The following is a 21015-nucleotide window of genomic DNA, read 5'->3' as shown; positions in this document are numbered from 1 at the left end:
TATAAAAGACTATTCTTCTAGTAATCTACTCATAACCATAGACAAAACCTCTCCAACTAATTTAGCCCCTTCATTTGCTTCTTCTATTGTATTAAAATTATATCCTACTTCTATTAATGCTGAATAGTCTGATAAATATTGATTGTACTTCCCTCTAGGCTTTATTAGTATACCTCTACATAATCCAGGATATAAGGTATCAGAAACAGCTTTAACATATTTAGCAAAGCCTAGTACTTGCTCCTTATTAACAGAATCCGGACCTACTACTAAAGAAAAAGTAGCAACTGATTTACCTCCTATATCAATTTTAGATTTTGCTTTTATAGTTTCCATATTAGGGCTTTCGTCTACAATAGCATCTCTATGTATATCCAATAACACATTTATATTACTAGACTCTGCCATTTTATTTTTTATTGTATTAAGACTCCTAGAATAAGATTGATTATATGAAGGTAAATCATGAACAGTTTCAACATGATCTACTTTATGACTATTAGCTTCTAAAACAGTTGCTATTATATTACCTATACTTATCATATTATTTTTTTTATCTTGACTTCGATAATTATTGGACTTTGCTGTCAAATAAGATTCCGTTGCATGTGTATGATATATTAAAATATACGGCTTTTCTTTATCTATCTTAAATTTTTTAGCAGTTAGAGGTTCTGGAATACTGTCTATTGTATTTAATTCATTTGAATCCTTAACTATTATTAATGACTCATATTCATCTAAGTTTTCTATGATTATATCCTTTTCCGAATTGTATTCTTCATCCTCTGGTAACGTAAGCTTTGCTTCAATCGAATTTCTTTTATCATCTAATCTTTTTGTCATAGAAAAAAAAGAATTTATGGTTTTTCTTATTTCCATATTTATATTTAACATATCTTTTATTTTCCCAAATGGAATATTAATTGTTTTAAACTCTTTTCTATTTAAATTATGCAGTTTTGATGAATATAATCCAATACCTATTGCACCAATATTTAAGATTATTAAACATAGCAATGCCCAAATAATGTAATCAGATTTTCTAGATTTTCTCATGTTGAACACTCCCTAATATACTTTCAATACAAAAATTATATTCTCATTGGGGAGCAAATATACTAAAATTATTTATCTGATATATCTATTTACATCTTTTAGATCTATTCCTGGATGTAGGGCAATGTTTAAACCATTAGCTACTATTATAGATAAATCGTCAACTAATGCATCAATATCAGTAGGTGTTACCACTACATTTTTCATATAAGGATTTAATACATCTTGAATTAAAGAATATTTTTCTTCAGATGATACTTTTGATAATAAATTGTAAAATTCTGACCCCTCCTCGGACTCAGATTTTAATGAATCTATTACTAAATCCAGAGTATCATTTACAATAGTGGCTGCATCTACAACAGTTGGTATCCCTATTGCAATGACTGGAACTCCAAGAGTGTTTTCATTAAATTCCATTCTGTTATTTCCAACACCTGCTCCAGGATTTATTCCTGTATCTGATATTTGTATTGTAGTAGACACCCTATCCATTTTTCTTGAAGCTAAGGCATCCACAGCTATTACTAAATCCGGCTTAACTTTTTCCACTACTCCTTTTATTATCTCTCCTGTTTCTATGCCTGTTATCCCCATAACCCCAGGAGATAATGCTGCTACATTAGCAACAGTTTCATCTATTTCTTTATTATAATTAACAAAAAATTGTCTAGTAACTAAAACTCTTTCTACAACTTTTGGACCTAGAGCATCTGGAGTAATGTTCCAATTTCCTAGTCCTACAATTAAAATCTTGCTATTTTCCTTGTTCTTACCTAACCCTTTTATTTCTTTAGCTACCACTTGGGATATCTCGTCCTTTAGATCTTCATCGGATTTATTTAGTTTAGGCACATCAATAGTTATATAATTGCCTATTGGCCTATGCAAATTTTCACTACCTTCTTTATTTAATACTTTTATTCTTGTAATTATATAAGATTCATTTTCTTCTTTTTCTAAATTGATACCTTTAGAATCCTCATTCCTTTCATTTTTATATATTTCTCTATTTTCTATAGCTAAATCAGTACGAATTTGATACAATTTAATTCTCCTCTCTTGATAAAAGTTTCCTTAAATGTTTTAATGCTTCAATAAAAGCTTTTATTATAATTTTATCCATTATAATGTTAAATATCCTTGCATTTTATAGTTCTTCATGATAAAATGTTTTTTGTTAGATTAGAGGAGGTGAAACTATTGGCAAATATTAAATCTGCTAAAAAAAGAATTCTTATTACAGAGAAAAAAACAGCTATAAATAAAGCTAGAAAATCTGAAATTAAAACATATATTAAAAAATTTGATAAAGCTATTGAAAACGAAAATTTTGATGAGGCAAAAGTATTACTTAAAGCTATTGACAAGAAGTTAAAGAAAGCTGCTCATAAAAATGTTATGCATATGAATAATGCATCTAGAAAAGTTAGCCGCTTAACGAAGAAATTAAATAGCGCAATGTAATTAAAGTAGATAAAACTTCGGGAGGCCGAAGTTTTTTTATGTCAAATAAGCTAATTTAATAATTAACATTTCAAGAGCTAGTTTTTCGTCATAGGAGCTAGTTTTTTGTTTTATATCTAATTCTAAAATGTAATTCAATACTTTTTCAAGTTGGTTTTCAGTGAAATTATAGGATTCTTTAGATATTTTTTTGAACTCATAGGGTTTTATCTGTAATTTTTCTTGAACTTCTCCTTCAGAATATCCTTTTGCCCTATATAATTTATATCCTAACATTAATCTTAATTGCCTTATTATCATAGCAAGTATCCTTTGAACTGGCTCGTTTGATATATACATTTCATTAAATATCTTTAAAGCTGAATCACTATCTCTCTTATTTATACTAGCAAGCAAATTAAATATATTAGTATCTAATGTCCTAGCTAAAACCATATCTATATCCTCTTTTACAATTTCATTATTAGATACATAGTTAATTAATTTTAATAATTCGTTTTCTAAATCATAAAGAGTCTTAATGCTAGTATAGTCACTATATCCCATTTCCTGAATAAAATAGTTTAAATTTGCATTTGATATTCTTTTTTTATAATTCTTTAATCTATTTTCCACCCATATATTTAGTTCTTTTCCTTTTAATTTATTAAATTCTACTACTCCATTTAATCTATTAATAGCTTTATATAATTTATTTGTTTTTTTAAGTTTATTTGACCTATCCATTATAATTAAGCAAAGGTAACTATCTAATTTTTCTACATATGAGCTAATTTTTCCTTCTAAATCATCACCTTCATTTTCTATAATTTCACTGATATCTTTTATAATGACTAATTTTTTAGATGACATAAATGGTAGCGTTTCGCATGCATTTAAAATATTGTCAAATTTCATTTCTTTGCCATCTATTATCATATAGTTTAATGCTTCCAAAGATTCATCAATATACCTTTCCTTTAAAGATTCTATTGCCTCATTCATAAGATATTCTTCGGCTCCTGTAAATAAATATACCGATAATAGATTATCCTTATTTATAAGATTCATAAATTCACTATAATTCATTAACTGCCAACCCCTCTTCTAGATGTAAATAAATCTTTATTAAAACATAAGTTATTAAATAATATACTATATATATAATAATATCCATTAAGTTTTCTTTTAATAAAGCCGTTAATTTCAATTTATCACGTATAAATGGTCTAATATCTATTTCTTGTTTATTTAATTTTACTGTAATCAATCCCATAGTATCTGTTCTATATAATCTGGTACCTAATTTATTATATCTATCTAGAACTTCTTCCTTTGGATGTCCATAAAAATTATTTCTTCCCACTGAAATAACTCCTATTGATGGTCTTATGTTATTTAAAAGTTCTTCTGTAGAGGAAGTATTGCTTCCATGATGAGGTACTTTTATTATATCAATATTTTCCTTAAGCTTATTTGCCAATATGACCTCTGCTTCTTTCTCTATATCCCCAGTAAATAATATTTTCTTATCATAATATGAAAGTAAAAATACTAAGGATAAATTATTAGGACTTAATTTTGCTTTTCTTAAATCTTCATTTGGACTTAAAACTTCTATAGATGTGTTTTCATCTAACCATATTAAGTCTTTTTCTTTTAATATAGTTAAAGGTATGTCTTTTTCCTTTATTTTATTATACACTGGATTTTCATTGTCTTTGTAGGATATTAAAATATTACTTATATCTATATTATCCATTAAAAGCGGCAATGACTTACAATGGTCATCATCAAAATGAGTTATAAAAACACCCCTAAGCTTATTTATGCCATTTTTCTGTAAATAGGGAAATGTAATATTCTTTCCTATATCAAAGGAGTCCATTATGTTTCCACCAGTGTCTATTAAATAGCTTCCTTTTTTAGTATTAATTAAAGCTGAATCACCTTGACCTACATCTATAAAATGTATGTCAATAGATTTATCATTAAGTAGTACTAAAAAATTAAATAATATTAAAATAACAAAATAATATATAATGGATTTTTTAATATTAAAACTAAATCTATCTATTCTTATAACTTTAAATATTATAAGCAACAAAATATAATATAGAAAAATCTCAAAAATGTTTGGCGAATGAAGGTTTAATATACCAAAGGGTATCTTATATAAAATATCTACCAGTTTAAATTGTATTGATAAAGTCAAGTTTAATATATTACCTATTAATGAGGTCAATATTGGTATTGTATAAAATAAGCATACCATAATTCCCCCTAGGATTAAGGATAAAGATAACATGGGAACTATAATTAGATTAGAGAGTATACTTAATATTGATATCTTATTAAAATAATAGGCTTGTACTGGCAATAATCCTATCTGAACTCCTAATATACCAGATAATCCATAGACTATTTTGTTATTATAGGGGTATAATTTTCTTTGTATCTTAGGTGTAAAATAAATTATTGAAAACGCTGCCATAAATGAAAGTTGAAATCCAATATTAAAAATCCAAATTGGATTTGCTATTAATAGAATAAACATTGCAAAGAACAAAGTATTGATAGAATCATAGGGCTCTCTTAGAGACTCCCCATAAAAAATTATACTAAACATTATATTGGCTCTAAGTAAAGAAGGTGGAAATCCTATTAGATACCCGTAAATCCAGATAATACTAAGTGTTATAACTATATTTAATTTTCTTTTTATACCTAAATGAGATAATATATAATTTAAAAATCCAGCTATTATTCCTATATGTAATCCTGATACAGCCAATATATGGGCTAATCCTAGGTTTCTATATTTCTCCAAATTCTCTTCTTCCAAATATGAGGACTCTCCCAATATTATACTTTTCATCATGGAGCTGTTGTCCTCATTTAAATTATTATCAAATAAATTTTCTATACTTTCTATAAAACTAGCCTTTATCCTATATCTAAAAGGTTTATCTATTTTTTTGATTTCTGTTATGGAATAATCTTTTATGGTCATTATTGTATGTATTTTATTTGATAGTAAATTTAATCTATAATTAAAAAGCATTGGATTAGTATTTTTTTGTGGAATTTTTAATTTCCCTATAAAACTTATTTCATCACCTAACTCAATATTTTTATCCCCTATGACTTTTAATACCATTTTTTCTTTTACTCTAGTATATATTGAATTATCTACTATTTTATTAACTTTAATAATATATTTCCCTTGTTCTTCATCTTTACAAATTATTTCATCAACAATACCATTAAACACAATATCTCTATCTACTTCTGTTGAAAGAATACTGCTATTTAAACTATGACTCCCAAGTATCACACCTAATAAACTAAGAATTGAAAATAATAATATAGTGTTTGATTTTTCCATTATAAGATTTAAAATATAAATTCCTATAGTCAATACAATTAAAATAAAACTTACAGTTTTATTAATCTCTAAATAATAAGATATGATTATTCCTAAAGCTAATGGAATTGTTATAAACACAAAAGGCCTATTCATAAAACCCTCCAGCTTATTTTTTTCTATGCATCCTATTTAAGCTCCAAATCATAAGTATCACTCCCAATAAAACCAATATGCTACCATCTGGCATATATACCACCTCAATTCATTTTATATTATTATAACATAGTGACCTAATATTTTATTATTGTTTTTGTTTTTTTATGGTAATATATAATATATAATGTTGAAGGGAATGATAACTAAATGACAAATAGACTTTATTTAGATAATCCTTATTTACGAGAAATTGATTCAAGGATAGTTGATAAAATATATAAAGATGGAAAATATTATATAAAGCTTAATAGGACAATCTTTTACCCTCATTTATCTGGAGGGCAACCTGGAGATAGAGGTACTATAAATGGTGTTCAAGTATTAGAAGTGTATGAAGAAGATTCTGATATAATCCATGTAACGAAAGAAAATATTTATAGTGATAAAGTAATCCTAAATATAGATTGGGAAAATAGATTTGATAATATGCAACAACATACTGGTCAACATCTACTATCTGCTGCATTTTATAAACTCTATAATGGTGAAACTATTGGTTTCCATATAGGAAAAGATTATGTATATATTGATATTACTTTACCAGATTTATCTGAAGAGGATTCTGAAAAAATCGAAATGTATGCAAATAGAATAATATTTTCAAATTTCGAGATTAAATCCTATTATATTGAAAAAAATGATATAAATAAACTTCCAATTAGAAAGCAACCAACTGTAAATTCTAATATTCGTATAGTCGAAATTGATAATATAGATTTTTCCCCTTGTGCTGGTACTCATTTAAGAAACACTGGAGAAATAGGACTTATAAAGATAAGAAAATGGGAAAAATATAAGGGTAATATTAGAATTGAATTTGTTTGTGGTAACAGAGCATTATTTGACTATAGATGGAAAAGTAAAATGATTAAAGATATTAGCTTACTATTATCTTCAAAAGATACTGATGTATTAGAAAAGGTTAAAATTCTCTATAACCAAAAAGAAGATTTAGAAAAAAGCAATAGAAATCTTCAAGAAGAACTCCTTAGATATAAAGGAGAAGATTTATTAAAAAATGCTATAAAGATAGATGGAATTTCATTTGTTACTAAAATATTTGATGATAGAGATTTAAAGACAATTAATAAGATATCAGTTCACTTAAATAATATAGAGAAATCTATTCAAATTTATGGTTCTAAATATGAAAATAAAGGACAGTTTTTGATTAGCGTGTCAAAAGACTTAAATATTAACCTTAAAGATATATTCAAAGAGGTATCAGAGGAATTTGAGATTAAAGGTGGAGGTAGCCCTCAAACTATCCAAGGTGGATGTTCTCTTGATGACTTAGATAACTTACTAAATATTTTTTTTGAAAATATAAAAAGCAAAACTAAAGGTTAGAGAGAAATCCCTCTAACCTTTAGTTTTATATATAACTTAGAATCTCATTAGATATTTCTTCTTTAACCTTAGTAACTCCTAAGAAATCAACAGATGGTTTGTAAGATTTTTCTAAAATAAAATGATTTTCTTTTGCTCCATTTAAACTTTCAATCCCTTTATCTACTAAAATATTAAACATCTTATAATCTTCTCTATTTAATTTGCTATTATCTAAATATTTATTTAAATCTATTTTTGTTTTTGCAAATTTTTCCCCATATTTATTTGAAGTTATTATTGTATCTAATTCCTTAATAAATATAGATTCAATTTTTTCTGGTATCAGAGCATCATGATATATCTCTATTTCATAGTTTCTTAATTTTGATTCTCCTAATATTCTACTTAGTAAAGTATCTTTTCCTGTTCCTATAGTTCCATCTATATAATATATATCTTCTACCCATTCCAATATAGTATTTGTATAGTCCACGAATCCATAAGGTGTATAAGCCGTAGAGAATAAATGTCTTTCTCCAAATCCATTAGATATTATTTTTTTCTCTTTTTTAGAAAAAATTTTTTCTAAAATTTTTCTACTTTCATTATTTATCTCTTTAATATCTAGTTTTAATTTATTATCATCTTCTATTTCCCTAAATATGATTTTTGCAGCCTTAAAATAATTAAATGCCTTTCTATAGGCATATTTATTATTTATCTTAGCCTTAACTATCTCTGCCTTATTAGATTCTAAAGAACGAGAATCTATAAATTGTGCTAAATCTATTATTTTATCTGTTAATCCTGGATATAAAGGCTCAATTGTATGTGGAGGAGTGCCGTCTACAATAGCTATACCAAGTTCGCATATAACCATCCCATCTATAGAGTTGGGATCTGATGGACAATGGTGGTACTCTATACTATAGCCTTCATTGAAAATTCTTTCACCTATTTCCTTCATTAAAGAAGATTTCCCACCTCCTGGCATGCCCTTTAATATATATAATGCATTTCTATTTAAACCTATGATATTATCGTGAAAAGAGTAAAAACCATTAGACGTATTTCCTCCTGGAAATATTCTTCGTATTTTTGCCATATAAAAACCTCCTAAAAAGATTATATAATATAATTTATTCTTTTAGGACTATTATGTGCATATTGATAAAAAAGAACTCTTGAAAGAGTTCTTCTGATAAAATTTATATGATATTTTTTCTATTCATGGTATAATTTTACAATAAAAAATATGTCATCCTCAATACTTCAAAATAATCATCTGTATTAAATAATAGAGTATTGCTATCTATTTTTTCCATCCCTGGATAATAGAACATCTTATTTGCATAAGTATGTTCTTTAAAACAAATCTCTACTTTAAAGTTTTTAGGCAACTCTATTTTTGCTTTGTTTAAATCTTGCTTTAAAGATTTTTCTGCATTCTCTCTTATAAGCTTTAAGGATTTTTTAGTAGATAAATTTACTGTAGATGAGCCGACTCCTTCCTTTACTGCTACAGTATATAAGCTTGGATGAAGTTTTTGACTATCTTCACATAGCATCTTATCTCCAGTTAATAATACTGTTGGTACTCCCTCATAAGTTGCAGCATAACTATATAATAAAAATTCACTTCCATACTCTTCATTGATTTTTATATATAAAGGTCTTGATGTAAATGTATGAGACATAGGATTCCCTTCTCTACCTGCAGCTGAATGATATCCAATGAACATAACTGCATCAAATGTATTATCTAACCCCTCAACCATACTATACGGGTGTCCAGACCATCCTCTTATTAATTTTGCACATTCAGGTAATTTGGTTACATCAATATTTGTAGCTGAACCATGGGCATCTTTAATTACAATTTCATCAACACCTGCAGCAATAGCTCCTTCACAGGCAGCTATAACTTCATTAGTCATTTGTTCTGCATGATAGGCATAATCCTTTTTATCAGGATTACACTCATCCCATTTTGTAGTAGAAGTAATTCCTTCCATATCAACGCTCATAAATACCCTCATAAGTTTTCCCCCTTATTTAAAGTTTTTGTTTATAATTGTTAAACTTTTTATCTATTTGTAACTATTTAATAATAAACTAATTATATAAGTGGATAATGACATGTAACTAGCCTTCCATCTATATTTTTCGTTTCTGGTTCTTCTCCTTTACATAAATCCTTTACATATGGACATCTTGTATGAAATCTACAACCTGAAGGTGGATTCATTGGACTTGGTATATCACCCTCTAATATAAGCTTTTCCTTATATCTAGTATGAGGATCTGGTACTGGCGATGCTGCAATTAAAAATTTAGTATAGGGATGCAATGGATATTTATACACTTCATCCGTATTTCCTAATTCCATAACTTTGCCTAAAAACATTACACAAACTCGATTTGATAAATACCTAACTACATCAAGATCATGAGAAATAAATAAATATGTCAATTTCTTTCTTTCTTGAAGATCAAGTAAAAGATTAATTATTTGAGATTGTATTGAAACATCTAATGCAGAAACTGGTTCATCGCATACAACAAATTTTGGATTTAATGCAATAGCTCTTGCAATGCCTATTCTTTGTCTTTGCCCACCACTAAACATATGAGGATATCTTGATGCATAGGCTTTTCTCAATCCTACTAATTCTATTAACTCTTGTACTCTTTCTAATTTTTCATTACCTACAGCTACATTGTGAGTTATAAAGGGTTCACCAATTATATCAACTACTTTCATTCTAGGGTTAAGAGAAGCATAAGGGTCTTGAAAAATTATTTGCATCTCTTTTCTCAACTCACGCATCTCATTTTTGTTTAACTCAAAAATATTTTTACCTTCAAAATAAACTTCTCCTGCAGTTGCATCTAATAGGCGAAGAATTGTCCTACCAAGGGTACTTTTCCCGCATCCCGATTCACCTACAAGTGCTAATGTTTCTTTTTCATGTATATCAAAACTTATATCATCAACAGCACGTATAGTTCCAGAAGTCTTGCCCAATCCACTTTTTTCAACAGTAAAATACTTTTTTAAATTTTTCACACTCATAATTACATTATCCATATTTTCGTCACCCTTATTATTTATATTTAAAACACCTTACCAAATGACCGTTACCACTATCTACTAGTTCAGGTTCTTTTTCTCTGCATATGTCCATTGCATAATCACATCTTGGACTAAATCTACATCCTTTTGGTAAGTATAATAAATTTGGCACAATTCCCTTAATACTATATAATCTCTCTAATTTTACATCATCATTATTTGCTTTAGGAATAGACTTTAACAGACCTTCAGTATATGGATGTAAGGGACTATCAAATAATTCAAAGACATCTCCTTGTTCCATAACCTTTCCAGCATACATTACATATACATAATCACACATATCAGCCACTACTCCAAGGTTATGTGTAATTAAAATTATTGAGGTGTCAATTTGCTTTTGCAAATTTTTCATCAAATTTAATATTTGAGCTTGAATTGTTACATCTAGAGCAGTAGTAGGTTCATCAGCTATTAGTAGCCTTGACCTACAAACAAGAGCCATGGCTATCATAACTCTCTGTCTCAACCCTCCAGATAATTGATGAGGATAGGAATTGTATCTTTTTTCTGGTTCAGGAATACCAACATGTTCAAACATATTAATAACTATTTTTTTTGCTTCATTTTTTGTAATTTTCTTATTATGTATAAGCATGACTTCTGCCACTTGTTTCCCTACAGTATATGCAGGATTTAAGGATGTCATTGGTTCTTGGAATATCATAGAAATCTTATTACCTCTAATAGATCTCATTTTGGCCTTGGAATAGTTTAAAAGATTTTCTCCATTAAAAATAATTTCTCCGTCTACAATTTTTCCAGGTAAATCTATTAATTGTAATATCGACAAAGATGTCACACTTTTACCACATCCAGATTCCCCTACAATACCTACTATTTGTCCTTTGTTTACCTGTATACTTACGTCATCAACTGCTGGAACAACTCCCTTATCAGTATAAAAATAAGTTTTTAAATTTCTAATATTCAAAATTTGATTTTCCACCATTTCACAATTCCTCCTTTATTGTTTTAAATATGGATCTAGAGCATCTCTCAAACCATCACCTAAAAAATTAAATGCTAACACAATAATCAATATTGCTATTCCTGGAGAAATTGTTACCCATGGTGCATTAAATAAATATTCTTTTCCATTAGATACCATCAATCCCCAACTTGATGCTGGAGGTTGGGCTCCTACTCCTAGAAAGCTTAAACTTGCTTCTGAAAGAATAGAACTTGGTATATTTAAAGTGAATAATACAAGAAGCTGGGGTATGCAATTTGGTAATATATGTCTAAACATAATAATATAATCCTTTACACCAATGGCTTTTGCCGCTTCAACAAATTCTTTGTTTTTTAAAGAAAGAGTTTGTGATCTGACTACTCTAGCTGTTCCAGCCCACCCAACTACACTTAATGCAATAAATATATTAAGCAAATTTGCTCCTAAAGTATACATAACAACCATTGCCAAAAGTATAGAGGGAAAAGATAGTACAATATCTGCAATTGTCATAATTATAATATCAGTCTTCCCTCCATAATACCCAGATAATATCCCCATAATAATTCCTATAATCATAGAGATTGTAGGGGGAACTAAGGCTATCACTAAAGAAATCCTAGAACCATAAATTATTCTTGTTAGGACATCCCTTCCATACATATCTGTCCCAATTAAATTTTCTCTACTCGGTTTCAAAAATTGAGCATCTAAATCTACTTTATATGGGTCATGTCGAACAATAATTGGTGCAAATATAGCCAATAAAATAAACATTAGTATTACTATAGAACCAACTACTGCTAACTTGTTTTTTTTGAAAGATGTAAATAATTCTTTCCATAAATTAGATTCAATAATTTCTTCCATATCTTTAATATCTTCTTTAATAATATCCATATATTAACGCCTCCATCAGTTATATTTTATCCGTGGATCTATAAATGAATATAAAATATCTGCAACAAGATTGCCTAAAATAACTATAAATGTTGTAAAAATAACTGATCCTTGAAGTAGTGGCATATCTCTGTTCTGAATAGCATTAACAGCAATTCTTCCTATTCCAGGTATTCCAAATACACTTTCAGTTATAACTGCTCCCGAAAGAAGACCTGCTACTTGGAGAGCCATAACTGTAACTACTGGAAGCATTGAGTTCTTTAAAGCATGTTTTACAATAACTCTTATATCAGCATTGCCTTTTGCCCTAGCAGTTCTTATATAATCATTCCTCATAACTTCTAGAAGATTAGATCTAGTTAATCTTGCAATAGTACCTGCAGAGCTCCACCCAAGAACTATAGATGGCATTATCAAATGCTTAAAACTGGTAAAACCTGATACAGGTAATAATCCAAGTTTTAAAGAAAATATATATTGAAAGAGTAATCCCGCCCAAAATACTGGAATAGAAACTCCAAGAAGAGAAAATCCCATAAAGATATTATCCACAAAAGAATTTCGTTTTACTGCGGAAAATATCCCAGCGGGAATTCCAATAATCCAAGATACAACGGCTGCTGACACAGCTAATTTAAGCGTGTTAGGAAATGCATCAAATAGCAAATCTGCCACTGGTCGTTTTAATTTATATGAAACTCCAAAATCCCCTTGAACCGCACCCCATAAAAACCTAAAAAACCTTATATAAGCAGGATCATCAAGATTCATCTGCTGTCTTACTCTTTCAATAACATCTGGTTTCACATGTTCTTTCATCATCAATGTAACAGGATCTCCAGGAACAACATTTAATAATATAAATGTAATTAAAGATATTCCAATTAATACTGGTATAACGAGAAGTATTTTTTTAACTATATATCTGCTCATACGGCACCTCCATAGCTATTTATCAATTAATGTATAATAACCACTGCAAAGCAGTAGTCATTATACATTAATAATATATCTTATTCTACTATCTCTACATTATAATAAGGCATATCTCCCCAGCCATTCCATGAAACCTTAAGATTTTTAACTCTAGGTTGAACAATAAATATTTTGTTAAGAGAGAATAATGGTATCCAAGCAGCATCTTCATGTACTATGGTCTTTTCTAACTCTTGATATAACTTCATTCTCTGATCCTGATCAGTCATTGCCCTTACTTCTTCTATTTTTCCATGGACTTCTGAGTTATTATAGCAAAAAGATCTTGCAAATGTATTTTTCTCTGAGAAAAACGTGTAAAAAAAGTTATCAGGATCATTATAATCTGCCATCCATACATTATAATATGAAGGAAGTTCTCCTTGTGCTCTTATTCCAAAATAGCTTGCGCTATCCATTTGTGTAATTTTAACATCAATTCCTATATCCCCTAACATAGCCTGAACAGCTTCATTTATTTTTAATGTTGAAGGGCTATCAGTTGTCATAGCTAATTCCATTTCAAATCCATTTGGATATCCCGCTTCTGAAATTAACTCTTTTGCTTTTGTAGGATCATAGGGAATTTCTTGTAAATTAGAATTAAATCCTAATACTCCCGGTGGAATAATACCATGAACTAATCTACCTTCACCACTATATAATTTATCAAGTATAGTTTTACGATCTATCCCCATCTGTATTGCTTTTCTTATTCTTACATCATCCAATGGCTTAATACTTTGGTTTAAACAATAATAGTACGTTCCAGCTTTTGAACCGCTAACAATTTGCTCCTTCCATTTATCACTGTTTTTAAATGCTTCATATTGGCTTCTTGCATTATCTACATCAAATACATCTATTTCATCTGTTTCAAACATAATCCTGATTGTTTCTGCGTCAGGTACTATTTTTACAATAATACCATCAAGTTTAGGTGCCCCTCTAAAGTAATCAGAATTTGCAACCATGACAAATTGTTCATTTAATTTCCACTCTTTAAATATAAATGGCCCCGTTCCTATGGTTTTTTCTGGAACCAATCCAAATTCTTCTCCTGCTTCAGTTGTTGCTTTTCTATTAAATATTGAACATGGCGGAGCAGCAAGATTTGCTATAAAAGGTGCAAAAGGTTTTTCTAATGTAATTTCTACAGTATAATCATCAATTACTTTAATACCACTAACAACATCTATTTTTCCTTCCATTCTTTCTTTAGCACCTGCAATCATATCAAGAAAGTCTGTATTTAATGCTTGTGTTTTAGGATCTAACATCCTATCAAAGGAAAATAAAACATCATCTGCTTTTAACTCTTCTCCATTATGAAATTTTACATTCTTTCTTAAATAAAAAGTATATTTAAGACCATCATCAGATACATCCCATTTTTCTGCTAATCTAGGAACAATTTCTGATTTTCCTTCCTCAACTGTGGCTGCGTCTACAAGACAATCAAATACATTTAGTGCAATAAGGTATGTGTCTGTTAATTTTTGGGGATCTCCAGTACTTGGATCCTCAGTGTTTAAGATTCTAATCATCTTTTCACCATCGATACTGGAACTAGTATTGCCACTTTTTGATTTGCAACCAGTCATTGAACTAACAATCAATACAAATATAATCACTAACATTAATATTTTGTTTTTTGATTTTAGCATCCCTTGACCTCCTTATTGTTATTTATACATTTTTAAAACTTGATCCTATTTCCTAAACATCAATCCTCTCTTTAAATATTTAAGGTTTTATTCTATATTTATTATCACTCCTTTCAACTTTTTAATTTTATGCCATATATTTATAAAGTATTAATATATTTATTCAGATCCTAGCTCCAGACAGAATATTATGATAATTCAAGAAGTGATTTAGGTTATTTGAAATTCTTGTTTATGTTCTAAACTTACAGATTTTATTTCATTATATAATAATATATACTTGCAATTTATATGCCATCCTTAAAAGCGCAATATCTTCATATTTAAATAAATTAAATTAATTTTTAGGCATAATTATTGCCTATTTAGCTTTCATTTTATCCCATTTATATTTATTTAATAAGAAAGCAGCATAAAATACTATCTTCATAATATAATTATATTTTAATAGTTATATTTAAATATTCCATTAATTAGTTATCCAAGATTGTCAAAAAACATCTGCGTATTATTTACATATAAAAAAACCTCTTTATACATGGTCTTATAAATAATTCCATTAAACAAAAGAGGTTATTTTTATTAATCAAATTTTATTTAGAATTTTATTTTTTATTTTATTTAAAACTCCCTTTTAATGATATATATTGATCAAATATCAATCTACTTACCTTCCCACCAAATCTATATGATTCATGGTCATTATAATACAAATTATCAACAAAATCTTTGGTAAACAAAGATATAACATATCCACCATAAGGTGTATATACAATCCCTCCATCATTTCTACATTCATTCATACTGCCACTCTTTGAAGCAATAGAAACTAATTCCTCATCACCAGTATTTTCCGAATCCAAGAAATACTGTGGTAAGTCTCTTGTTAAAATAGTATTATAATGTTGATTTTTAAATATCTCTATCATTTCCTCAGAAATTTCCTTACTCCACAATTCTTTCCTATATAATAATTCAAAAAATTTTCCATAATCTCTTGGAGTAGTAGTTCCTAATTTACTATATTTTTCAAAATCTATCTTGTTATGAAGTACTGTATCTTTAAGACCTAAATCCATACAAGTGTTATTTATATTATCTATTCCAAGTAAATCTATTAAAATATTGGTAGCAATATTATCACTAATCACAATCATAAGTGTTGCAAAACTCTTAGCCGTCATCTCTACTCCATAGTCTAAATCTCTTAATATTCCACTTCCGACCACATAATTTTCTTTTTCATATTTTAAAATTTTATTAGGATTAATTTTCTTTTCATGTATTTGTCTATATAATTCTGCTAATACAAAAACCTTAATTGTGCTAGCCGTTTCAAATTTAGTGTCAGAATTAATCTCTATTATATTTCCTTTAAAGTCATTTAAATAAATTCCCATTTTCCCACTAAAATTATAAACTTCTGCATTGATTCTTGACTCTAATGACAACTTATCCATGGCTACCTCCTTATTATAACTCAAATATATTTAATCTAATAAATAATCTACAATACATATTGGTTTTGATTTTTTTATATATACTCTTGGAACTCTTCTACTAATAACACTAAGAACTTCATTTCTATTAGTATTTATTTTTTCAGCAACTTCATCTAAGGTTATTCCATCTTTAGAATTTCCTCCCAATAAAATAACTTCATCTCCTACTTTAGCATAGGGTATATTGCTTAAATCTATCATACATTGATCCATGCATATCTTGCCAATTATAGGAGCTCTTTTACCATTTATGTTTACTTCTCCTTTACCAGTAAGAGCTCTCATATATCCATCTGCATATCCTACTGGTAATGTTCCAACTATAGTTTTTTTCTTGGCAACAAAAGAGTAATCATATCCTACTCCTTCTCCTGCTTGTATTTCTTTAACCTGGGATATCTTAGCTTTAAAGGTCATTACTGATCTTAAACTTCCTTCTTTCTTGGATGATGTTTGTACACCATACATAAAAGAACCTAATCTTATCATATCAAGATGATACTCAGGATAGATTACCATACCTATACTATCACAGATATGTTTAATAGGTATATAAATTCCCTTGGCTTCAAGTTTATGAATTACATTCATTAGTAATTCATATTGTATTTTATCAGTTTCTTTTGTCTTTAGTGCAAAATGTGTAAATATACCTTCCAATCTTATATTTTTTAAATTGTATATCTTTTCTATTATACTTATAGTATTAGAATCAATTTTTAATCCAAGTCTATTAAACCCTGTTTCGATTTTTATATGAATTGTAACTTCTTTATTTAACATTTCTCCTATATCAGATAATATTATAGCTTGCTCTAAACTAAAAATTGTAATGGTTATATTATTTTGAACAGCAAATTTCAATTTATCACTAGGAGTATATCCCATTATCAATATGGGAATATCTGAATAGTATTTCCTAAGTTCAATTGCCTCCGTAAGACAGGCTACTGCCAACATATCTATTCCATTTTCAATAAGGACTTTTGCTATATGTATGGAACCATGTCCATATGCATTTGCCTTTACAACTCCAGCTATTTTTGTCTTTGATTTTAACATTTTTCTTGCTTGAGATAAATTATATTCTAAATTAGAGAGATCTATCTCTACCCATGTATTTCGCATTAATGAGTCAGTGCAGTTCTTAAACATAATATCCCTCCTAATTTAATTATATTACTTTCCATATTTCTATTTAGATTTCGCAGCTAATATAAATGCTTTAAATAAATTTAAAAATTGAGAATAGCGTTTTGCTAAACATTCTGGGTGAAATTGTACCCCTATTAAAAATCTTTCATCTGTTGCCTCTATAGCCTCTATTATTTTATCCTCAGAAAAAGCAGAAATAGATAAATTATTTCCTAGTTTCTTTATTGCCTGATGATGATTGGAATTTACAAATATTCTTTCTGTTTCGAATATACTATATAATTTACTATCCTTCTTAATATCTATTGAATGATATAATTCATCCTTTGAGATTCCAATTGGACTATGACCTAATGTATTTGGTATTTGCACACCTATATCTTGATATAGACTACCTCCTAAAGCAATATTCGCCAATTGATGTCCTCTACATATTCCCAATATAGGTAGTTTTCTTTCATATGCTTTTACAAATAATCCAAACTCATATTTATCCCTTATGGCAGATATATCATTTACCTCTCTTAAAGGATTTTCATCATAAGATAAAGGTGAAATATCCAATCCTCCAGTAAAAAGAATACCATCTACTAAATTTAAATAATAGTCATAATCTTCTTCATCATAAATAATTGGTATATTTATTGGTATTCCACCTGCATCAAATATTGAATTAATATAATAACTGTTGACAGTATGAAAGCCTTTCTGTTCTGACTCAAATGTTGTTATTCCGATAATTGGTTTCAATATCTTCCCCCCTAATTAATATTATTATAAAATTTAATATAAGCAAAATTTATGCCATAAAAAATATTGTTTGTTCTTTGATATTGTAAATTATATCACATTAACTTGATTTGACAATAATTCAAAGTATATGTAATCTTATTAATTATATAATTTATTTACTACTATAAAATAAACCAACTCTTTTTTTCCTGTTTTGAGGAAAGTTTCCTAATTTTCGCACTATTTTATGAATATTATTATGTAATATAAATGTAGTTTCATAAATAAACCAAAAAAGCGATCAAAGTCACTAGTTTACTATTGGGGAGTATGTGGAAATCAAACCCACTGAAAAAGTTGATACTATCATTAATTATAGTTTATGTTTGCAGAATGTTAGCAAGGCACAATCCAAATTTCTAACTTTTTTCTACACAATAAGAAACACTTTGGAATAATTGAAATCTATATAAGGTCATTATATACATTTAAAAATAATAGCCAGATTTAAGCTTTAATTAATACTTTTAAAAACAAAATAGGATGAAAGTACAATATTCATAGGATTTAAACCATACTGTGAGAATAAGGAATTAATAAAGAAATTAGATATTCTCACTATAATATGATAAAATATTATAAATAAAGAATATGAATAAAGAAGGGGCTTTCTTATGTATAACAAATTCGTAAATATCATTAAACCTTTGATTACACTTTTTCTAATTACTATTACGTTTATTGCTATTGGTATTAATGCAAAACTATCCATTAATTTTTTGGTATATGCTATAACATTACTTATATTGCCAATGTGCCTTAAAAATAGGAGTCTATATAAGAATTAATTAAATTAAAGCTTGAGAAAAATAAATAGGAGGAGGAAAATTATGTTAGAGAAGATAGCAAAGTTTTTTGGATACTTTATTATAGTAATTTCTCTTATAGCAGGAATTACTAGCATTATTAGTAAAGATTATGGATTACTGGTTTTGCAAATATTAGCTTTATTAGTAGGAGTATTTCTAATTTATGTATTAAGGAATGTTAAAATATTCAAAAAAACAACTGATGATGATTACGATATAGAATAGCTTTTACATCTAAGTTTCTTAATATTTTTGTAATACTAGAGCCTTAACTGGCTCTTTTATATAAATCAATAAAGAACATAAGTTTAAGAAAGGAGGTTATTTTTGTGTCAAAAACAAGAGTAGAATATTATCCAGAAGAGCTAGAACAGTTACTAGATAAACATTTAGAAATTGAATCCCTTAAAAAGCAACAATTAGAGGTAGAAAATAATTTAATATTCACAGGAATTACTGGTGGATTCATATCAAAGAAAACTATTTCTGATTGGTTTAGACGATTCTTAATTAGAAATAAATTAAAACGTATTACATTCCATGGCTTGCGTCATACAAGCGCTACAATGCTTTTAGCCAGCGATAACCTCTTAAGAATGTTGCAGAGCGATTAGGACATTCTCGCGCATCTACAACAGCAAATATTTATGCTCATGCCATACCAAGAATTGACAAGGATGCATCCAATGTTTTTTCAAACATTTTATCAAATGGCACACGAAGTGTCACACAAGATGAAAATTTAAAGGTTGTAAAATAAAACAAAAATAAAAAAAGCGACAAAAGTCGCTAATTTACTATGGCGGGAGTATGTGGGAATCGAACCCACCCAAGAAGTTCCTAACCCCTCGCGCTGGTTTTGAAGACCAGAGAGCCCACCAGGACTCATCTACCCCCAAGATATATGCAATTTTGCAACTATTATAGTATATCATATCGACAAATTCTGTCAAGAAAAATCGCCTATAATTCTACAAAAATCTAATTTACTTATAATTTAGAACCATTAAAATAATAGCCTACTCCCCATTTGGTCATAATATACTCTGCTTCTGATGAATCTTTCTCAATCTTTTCCCTAATTCGTCTTATATGAACATCTACTGTCCTTAGATCACCATAATATGCATATCCCCATACTAATTCCAATAACTCTTCTCTTCTAAAAACCTTATTAGGATTTGATATAAGAATAAAAAATAAATCAAATTCTTTCCCAGTTAAATTTACATTTCTATCCTTTATAATTACCTTTCTACCTACAGTATTAATGGTAAAATCCTGTATTTTTATTACTTGATTATTAAATTCCATTGCTTTATAATCTACTCTTCTTAATATTGCCTTAATTCTTGCCTTTAATTCTAAAATATTAAAAGGTTTAACAATATAATCATCTGCACCATATTCTAGAGCTAAAATTTTATTAATATCCTCATCTTTTTCAGTTATTACTATAATTGGAACTTGAGAAACATTTCTAATGGCTTGACAAACATTCAAGCCATTAGAATCTGGTAATATTAAATCAAGTAATATAAGATCATAATTATTTATTTTAAGTTTTTCCAAAATGTCTTTGCCATTAGAAATCATATCTATAATATATCCGTCTTGCTCAAGACTATATTTTAGTCCTTTTACAAAGGATTTATCACTGTCTAATATTAATATCTTTTTCTCCATTCTTTCACCCCT

Annotated in this window: 19 protein-coding genes and 1 tRNA gene; 4 read left to right on the top strand and 16 right to left on the bottom strand. The window is 28.1% G+C overall.

All coding sequences use genetic code 11. The features are described 5' to 3' along the window. Nucleotides 1–9 precede the first annotated feature (9 nt). Both spoIIP and gpr read right to left on the bottom strand, forming a co-directional pair. Nucleotides 10–1059, bottom strand: a complete 1050-nt coding sequence (spoIIP, locus tag RT714_RS04255; RefSeq protein WP_313756347.1) for a stage II sporulation protein P — start codon at nucleotides 1057–1059, stop codon at nucleotides 10–12. Between the two features lie 72 nt (nucleotides 1060–1131). After that, complete coding sequence (gpr, locus tag RT714_RS04250) at nucleotides 1132–2106, bottom strand: GPR endopeptidase (RefSeq protein WP_313756346.1); 975 nt, start codon at nucleotides 2104–2106, stop codon at nucleotides 1132–1134. A 156-nt stretch (nucleotides 2107–2262) separates the two neighbouring features. Here gpr and rpsT point away from each other — a divergent pair, with 156 nt between their 5' ends. After that, nucleotides 2263–2526, top strand: a complete 264-nt coding sequence (gene rpsT, locus RT714_RS04245; RefSeq protein ID WP_313756345.1) for a 30S ribosomal protein S20 — start codon at nucleotides 2263–2265, stop codon at nucleotides 2524–2526. 36 nt (nucleotides 2527–2562) lie between these two features. On the opposite strand, the gene holA is transcribed toward rpsT, so the two are convergent. Both holA and RT714_RS04235 read right to left on the bottom strand, forming a co-directional pair. Continuing rightward, on the bottom strand, nucleotides 2563–3594 hold the full coding sequence (gene holA / locus RT714_RS04240; RefSeq protein ID WP_313756344.1) for a DNA polymerase III subunit delta: 1032 nt from the start codon (nucleotides 3592–3594) through the stop codon (nucleotides 2563–2565). After that, nucleotides 3584–6028, bottom strand: coding sequence for a DNA internalization-related competence protein ComEC/Rec2 (locus RT714_RS04235; protein ID WP_313756343.1), 2445 nt, complete (start codon nucleotides 6026–6028; stop codon nucleotides 3584–3586). The genes holA and RT714_RS04235 overlap by 11 nt, the downstream gene beginning before the upstream one ends. Before the next feature lie 210 nt (nucleotides 6029–6238). Between RT714_RS04235 and RT714_RS04230 the strand changes: the two genes are divergently transcribed. Beyond that, nucleotides 6239–7441: a DHHA1 domain-containing protein gene (locus tag RT714_RS04230; protein ID WP_313756342.1), complete on the top strand. Its 1203-nt coding sequence runs from the start codon at nucleotides 6239–6241 to the stop codon at nucleotides 7439–7441. A gap of 25 nt (nucleotides 7442–7466) precedes the next feature. Here the strand turns inward: RT714_RS04230 and RT714_RS04225 are convergent, their stop codons facing one another. The 10 genes from RT714_RS04225 to RT714_RS04180 form a co-directional block, all read right to left on the bottom strand. After that, the gene (locus tag RT714_RS04225) at nucleotides 7467–8528 is read right to left on the bottom strand and encodes an ATP-binding protein (protein ID WP_313756341.1); all 1062 of its coding nucleotides are present in this window, start codon (nucleotides 8526–8528) and stop codon (nucleotides 7467–7469) included. Nucleotides 8529–8664: 136 nt separating this feature from the next. Beyond that, a complete protein-coding gene (locus RT714_RS04220) occupies nucleotides 8665–9462 on the bottom strand; it encodes a M55 family metallopeptidase (RefSeq protein WP_313756340.1) in 798 nt (265 codons plus the stop codon). 80 nt (nucleotides 9463–9542) lie between these two features. Beyond that, entirely contained in the window at nucleotides 9543–10514 is a 972-nt protein-coding gene (locus RT714_RS04215) for a dipeptide ABC transporter ATP-binding protein (protein WP_313756339.1), read from the bottom strand. Between the two features lie 16 nt (nucleotides 10515–10530). Beyond that, nucleotides 10531–11511, bottom strand: a complete 981-nt coding sequence (locus tag RT714_RS04210) for an ABC transporter ATP-binding protein (protein ID WP_313756338.1) — start codon at nucleotides 11509–11511, stop codon at nucleotides 10531–10533. Nucleotides 11512–11526: 15 nt separating this feature from the next. Then, complete coding sequence (locus tag RT714_RS04205; RefSeq protein ID WP_216544047.1) at nucleotides 11527–12414, bottom strand: ABC transporter permease; 888 nt, start codon at nucleotides 12412–12414, stop codon at nucleotides 11527–11529. A gap of 15 nt (nucleotides 12415–12429) precedes the next feature. Further along, nucleotides 12430–13350 (bottom strand): ABC transporter permease, encoded by a 921-nt coding sequence (locus tag RT714_RS04200; protein WP_313756337.1) that lies wholly within the window; start codon nucleotides 13348–13350, stop codon nucleotides 12430–12432. Between the two features lie 80 nt (nucleotides 13351–13430). After that, nucleotides 13431–15059, bottom strand: a complete 1629-nt coding sequence (locus RT714_RS04195) for an ABC transporter substrate-binding protein (RefSeq protein WP_313756336.1) — start codon at nucleotides 15057–15059, stop codon at nucleotides 13431–13433. A gap of 617 nt (nucleotides 15060–15676) precedes the next feature. Next, on the bottom strand, nucleotides 15677–16519 hold the full coding sequence (locus RT714_RS04190; protein ID WP_313756335.1) for a serine hydrolase: 843 nt from the start codon (nucleotides 16517–16519) through the stop codon (nucleotides 15677–15679). Between the two features lie 30 nt (nucleotides 16520–16549). Beyond that, nucleotides 16550–17716: an alanine racemase gene (gene alr, locus RT714_RS04185; RefSeq protein WP_313756334.1), complete on the bottom strand. Its 1167-nt coding sequence runs from the start codon at nucleotides 17714–17716 to the stop codon at nucleotides 16550–16552. Nucleotides 17717–17755: 39 nt separating this feature from the next. Then, on the bottom strand, nucleotides 17756–18466 hold the full coding sequence (locus RT714_RS04180; RefSeq protein ID WP_313756333.1) for a gamma-glutamyl-gamma-aminobutyrate hydrolase family protein: 711 nt from the start codon (nucleotides 18464–18466) through the stop codon (nucleotides 17756–17758). An 872-nt stretch (nucleotides 18467–19338) separates the two neighbouring features. Here RT714_RS04180 and RT714_RS04175 point away from each other — a divergent pair. Beyond that, nucleotides 19339–19542 (top strand): hypothetical protein, encoded by a 204-nt coding sequence (locus RT714_RS04175; RefSeq protein WP_313756332.1) that lies wholly within the window; start codon nucleotides 19339–19341, stop codon nucleotides 19540–19542. 47 nt (nucleotides 19543–19589) lie between these two features. Further along, complete coding sequence (locus RT714_RS04170) at nucleotides 19590–19931, top strand: tyrosine-type recombinase/integrase (protein ID WP_313756634.1); 342 nt, start codon at nucleotides 19590–19592, stop codon at nucleotides 19929–19931. Between the two features lie 186 nt (nucleotides 19932–20117). Here RT714_RS04170 and RT714_RS04165 read toward each other — a convergent pair. Beyond that, nucleotides 20118–20214: transfer RNA gene (locus RT714_RS04165), tRNA-Sec, on the bottom strand. A gap of 93 nt (nucleotides 20215–20307) precedes the next feature. Next, nucleotides 20308–21003: a response regulator transcription factor gene (locus RT714_RS04160; protein ID WP_313756331.1), complete on the bottom strand. Its 696-nt coding sequence runs from the start codon at nucleotides 21001–21003 to the stop codon at nucleotides 20308–20310. Between the last annotated feature and the right edge of the window lie 12 nt (nucleotides 21004–21015).

Origin of the sequence: Tissierella sp. (assembly GCF_032104385.1) — a bacterium.
Taxonomy (GTDB): domain Bacteria; phylum Bacillota; class Clostridia; order Tissierellales; family Tissierellaceae; genus Tissierella.
The sequence above is the reverse complement of the archived record's forward strand: the minus strand, read 5'-3'. Positions and strand labels throughout refer to the sequence as shown.